Below are 4,742 nucleotides of genomic sequence, written 5' to 3' on the forward strand. Positions count from 1 at the left end.
AGCAGTTAGCATGGGCATATAATAGAGAGGGATTTTTTCTTCATGATGACCCGTAGAGCTATGTAGATAAGTGCAGCATATGCACTTATCTAATGACATCATCTTGCTTATTTCTGTCTATTCGTTAGCCAGCTTCGCTTCGAGTTGATCCATTACCTGGCAAGCCTTAGCTAAATCGGTGGTGGCGTGTTGGCCAAACTCTACCATCATCGATTGATACTCATAACTCTCGTCTTTAGTAATTTTACCCGCCTGTAGTAGTTCCACAGAGGCTGTATTGTAAGCAGCTAACCGTTCCCAAATAACAGTGCTATTGCAGGTAGAGCTGATGGCTTCGGGCTCATAGTTGATAGCTTTTAACGGTGTATCTTCTCGCGCATAATCGGTAAGTAGCGCATCGTAACGCTGACATATAGTTGGATCTATTTGGGCCTCATACTTCATATTGGGGTTATTTTCATATAGAGCCCCCATTTCTATACCCAAGGCGAACGATTTCTCGCTTATCTCATCAAGCACCGCTTCCTGTTCAGGTATTGTTTTACCATGCTCTTTCAATGATAGAACTTGGTCTTTCCCATAGCTTCCAACTAAGTTAGTTACCTGAGTTGCTTTTTCATCCGCTTGTTTATAGGTACAAGAGGCATGTGCATATTGGCCCGATGTTAAAACAGCCACTGCAATAATAGAGGTGTATATTTTCACTGATGTATATTCCTTTATAATTTATATCAGTTAATACTGCTGTTTTTAACTTGATGGACCTATTGAATGACCAGTTTATCTGTTAATTCAAGGTTCTTGTCTATGAAGTCCTCATAAAGGTACATATCTATAAATTGGGTCATATACGCTTTAAAGCTTGGGGGCTTTTTAAAGGCTTCTATTTTTTCTAAGTGCTCATAAAATGTAAACGTATCATCCAAACTCACCGCCCATGAAAGGTACTGCCCTTACTTATCAAACATGAGTGCATACGGAAATTTGCTACTTCCTCCCCCAGAGATCGCATAAACGAAGTAGTTTTAGCTGGTGTAAAACACAAGAGTGCGTAGTTTAGTATTGGCTGAGCATTACTGCTCTTCTGCCATCTTCACCATAAATTTGATGAAGGGCTAAGCTGGGTGAACGTAATGCTATTTTACGGCGTAAAACATCATCAATTGAAGCACCATAAAGTAGTGCTAATTGAAGCACACCGCTAGCGCACCCAGCATCACCGCAGGGTGTTACTGTGTTCAGTGACAATAGTCGAGGTGTCATAGGTTGGATTTGTAACCGCCCATTAGATATCGCCGTTTCATAGTGTCGCGGGGACTCACCGTTTAAGTCGGCAAAACGAATAGATAAGTCGTGATATTCAACAGAATGAGCCGCAAATAAAGACTTAATCGCTTTTACTAGCGCGTTTGCTCTCACTATTTTCCCCGGGGCATCATCAACTTCAACTTCGAGGTTTTCGTTTAGCAGCTGAACACTGGGTTGCTCAGGTGTTACTTCCCCGATAACAAGCCCGCACATCACTTCACCGGGGACGGTGCCCTCAGGCATGCCCTCATGCTTCACGCGCTTATCGGCAAACAACTCAGACAATACTGCGGGTTCATTTAAATTATCATAAGCAAGAACAGCTACAGGGGTTTTATGGATGCGTATATCTTGCAGTATCTCAACAATCGAGCAACTGTCTCCTTTGATTAAAACAACTTTTACACCAAGGTCATGTTGCTGGAAATACTGTTTTAGATTATCAGCATGTGCACATCGTTTACTGACTAAACAATACAGGGTCTCAATGTTGTTCCACGTTGTGTTATCGCAGCCTTGGCTAAGCAGGGCTAATGTATCTTCAAGCAGGACTTTGACTTTGCTAAAACCTAAGTAATGAAAGCCATCCTTATCTTCAAGTTCGATTAATGTATAGGGGTACGCCATGCCATCGCTGTTGATCCCGCTTTTATAGCAGTTTTCATTTGCCAATAAAGCACCGGCATTGACACTCAGTGAGCTGCCTAATGAGCTTAATACCGCCGCGCTGAGGATATTCATAGTTGGGATCGCTTTTTAGGAAGATCGGCTAGCGAAGCATAATAACTCTTGTTTTTTTGCCTCGCTCTTTGCCATGCCCTGCTTTGCTTACCAATAATCACTTCTTCTATCTCGTGAATGTTTTTCTTAAAAGGTATGCGCACACGCCATGTCATTTGAAAACGTTGCTTATCGGGTTCTATAAAAAGGGTGTCTAAATTGGGTAGCATTGGCATATCTGTTTTTTCACCCTCTCGATACACCCAAACAGCCGGCGTCATCTTGGGTAAAACAAAAGTTTTATAGCCTTGAGACATCAGCTGATATAGCTCGACACTCTCTCCTCCTGCTAGATACGGAACCTGTTGATCTTGCGGCGCTATTTGTATAAAACCATAGTCAAAATCGTTCGGAAGTGCAGGGAAACGCTCCTGAACATAAGCATCATCAAAAGTACCGGCTAAGCCAAGGCGCGGAGGTACTAATGATGATAAAGGCGCAAAACTTATAGGGCGGCAGATTTGCCCTAGGCTTTTATAGTTCTCTTGTGGGTCCATGCTAAACAGATTAGGCGCTGCTAGGGTGCCTGACGTGATATATGACTTGTCATAGACAAAGCCTTTACCCGCAGGGTTTTCTTCAAAAAGCTCCCTTTCTTTAGCAACCTCTTGGTTCCCTCCAAAAGCATGTTGATAATCGAGCGGCATCTGTGTAAATGGTTTAGGTGATGATAGTTGCCAAAAGCCTAGAGTATTTTTAGTCCATTGGCGGTGGCCCACCACACGGATTCTTTTTTGCCACTGCCCAACACGTACCATTACCGCTAATTCTTCTACTGGCTCAGATGCGGGTGCATGAGCAGAGCCCATTAAAACAATATCACAACGTGGTTTAAAGCTGCCAAAATCCGACTCGTATATGAGATCAGCGCACTCACTGGGAGCGTAATCACTAAAGGTATCTTCACTGACTAAAGGGACTTGCTCAACGGCTAGCTTAACAGTGCCATTGTTCTCTGCGGGTATTTGATAGGTGGCCTTAACAACAATAACCACACCATCTCTATCATCTTTGAAAGCGGCTTGTTCAAAACCTGCTTCAAAGCGTGTCCGGTTAGTCAACTTCATAACTGGCCTACCTCGGCAACCAAATCCCAGTCATATATCACTCGCTTGGCAGCAATATACTGCGCTAAACGAATGTGCTGAGCTATATAAAGAGGGGTATCAAGCGATAGCCTATCTTGTGCAATGACCTGTGTGAAGATCTCACCTTGCACGTAGTAAAGATTTACATCAAAGCGGTGTTGCTGGGCTTGCCACCATGCTAATAGCGCTTCAGTATTCGCCCAAGGGTAAACTTCATCCTTACGCCGGTCGGCTTTTTCATATGACTGTGCGGTTACTCCATCCCAGCCTGCCTGAATATGCTCTGGGTTAGTTAGATCAAACCCCGTAATCGCAATAAATGCTTGCGCCGCAAGCCGGTGCTGGCTTTCATCTTGTAGCGCAGCCAATATGAGGGGTATAGCATTTACATCACCGGTTAACCCTACACCTAACCAGAATGACCGGTAGTTAAGCTCAGCTTTGTGGCTTAGCAACCATGCATAGCGTTGCTCAGCAGGTAGGCTTAACAACAATAAGCTGAGTGAATCGGGGCTGTCTGCTAAGCAAGCTTGCAGCACACGGCTATCACTATCCAATTCGGCATCATCTAATGCAGTGCTATCTAATCCGGTACCTGTTAAAACCCGCAAACGTATTGTCTGGTACAAGGCTAAAGGCTCTACGGCATTGTGCGGTACGCTTTTCAAGAGTGGCTGTAAGTGTAGGTTAACGCTGCCTCTAATAGCTTCTGACCTCACCGCATCATGCGTGTCTTCTAACGCCAGTGTCGCCCACGCTTCGCTCAGCCCTTTAACACTATAAAGCCCTTTTATTACCCCTTGGCGTATCCAAGCAATATCCGATAGCCAAAGCTCTGCAGGTAAATGTAAGCACTTACCTGTTGAGATAAAGTAACCTAACCAAAAACCTAAACAAGTTTCTGCAGCGTCTACCTCGCCTAGGCTCAGCCATTGGCTGATGTCATCCTGCGTTACCTGCTGTTTACTTAAAGCGGAGTAAATTAAAAAGCTGAGCTGCCCTATGGTTAGCTGGGTTTTCTTGGCTAAAAGGGCTTTTTTGAAATCGGGAATCTGAACAGCTATATGATGCGCATCTACTGTTTTTTGATAAAAATATTGGCGTTGCCCAATAGGCGTATGCGGCTGTTGTGTTGCCTTATAAAAACGTAACCACGTAAACAAAACATCATTCACTAAGCTATATTGATAATGGGCACTCGCCGCCGGTAGTACAGGCGCAGCATTTATGACTTTTTGCATATTAATTTATTTTAACCGAGCCGCCAGAGATCTTATTAACAGAGAGCGCTTCAGTTGAAACAAATTCGCCGCGAATCTCGATAGAATCGTCTTCTAATACAATTTCAGCCTTCCCGGCGCGAAGAATAATACTGTGGTCTGATTCAATTATTTTTTGATCTCGGCTTTCAAAAAGATCCATCAACAAGCCTGCAACTACAGGCTTAGATAAGTCACCTCCCAAAAATAAAAGAGTGCAGGCTTTTTTATTATCATCGTCATTTAAGCTGATATGCGTTTTTGCAGGTATCGACTGATAACGCTGGCCCTGAAAGATAAAGCTGAC

Annotated in this window: 5 protein-coding genes; all 5 read right to left on the reverse strand. The window is 43.7% G+C overall.

Going from position 1 to position 4,742, the window contains the following annotated elements:
- Window positions 1–117: 117 nt before the first annotated feature.
- Window positions 118–705, reverse strand: a complete 588-nt coding sequence (locus tag QZZ55_RS19790; protein WP_293269145.1) for a hypothetical protein — start codon at window positions 703–705, stop codon at window positions 118–120.
- A gap of 351 nt (window positions 706–1,056) precedes the next feature.
- Window positions 1,057–2,049 (reverse strand): hypothetical protein, encoded by a 993-nt coding sequence (locus QZZ55_RS19795; protein ID WP_293269146.1) that lies wholly within the window; start codon window positions 2,047–2,049, stop codon window positions 1,057–1,059.
- Entirely contained in the window at window positions 2,046–3,155 is a 1,110-nt protein-coding gene (locus QZZ55_RS19800) for a DUF2169 domain-containing protein (protein ID WP_293269147.1), read from the reverse strand. The genes QZZ55_RS19795 and QZZ55_RS19800 overlap by 4 nt, the downstream gene beginning before the upstream one ends.
- Window positions 3,152–4,417, reverse strand: a complete 1,266-nt coding sequence (locus QZZ55_RS19805; protein WP_293269148.1) for a hypothetical protein — start codon at window positions 4,415–4,417, stop codon at window positions 3,152–3,154. Before QZZ55_RS19805 ends, QZZ55_RS19800 begins: the two co-directional genes overlap by 4 nt.
- 1 nt (window position 4,418) lies before the next feature.
- A partial coding sequence (locus QZZ55_RS19810) for a DUF6484 domain-containing protein (protein WP_293269149.1) occupies window positions 4,419–4,742 on the reverse strand: 324 nt, incomplete at its 5' end.

Source organism: Neptunomonas sp., from assembly GCF_016744175.1.
Classification (GTDB): domain Bacteria; phylum Pseudomonadota; class Gammaproteobacteria; order Pseudomonadales; family Balneatricaceae; genus Neptunomonas.

Coding starts and splice junctions, on each gene's coding strand:
- QZZ55_RS19805 (WP_293269148.1), bottom strand. CDS start 4,417: ATGCAAAAAGTCATAAATGCTGCGCCTGTACTACCGGCGGCGAGTGCC.
- QZZ55_RS19795 (WP_293269146.1), bottom strand. CDS start 2,049: ATGAATATCCTCAGCGCGGCGGTATTAAGCTCATTAGGCAGCTCACTG.
- QZZ55_RS19800 (WP_293269147.1), bottom strand. CDS start 3,155: ATGAAGTTGACTAACCGGACACGCTTTGAAGCAGGTTTTGAACAAGCC.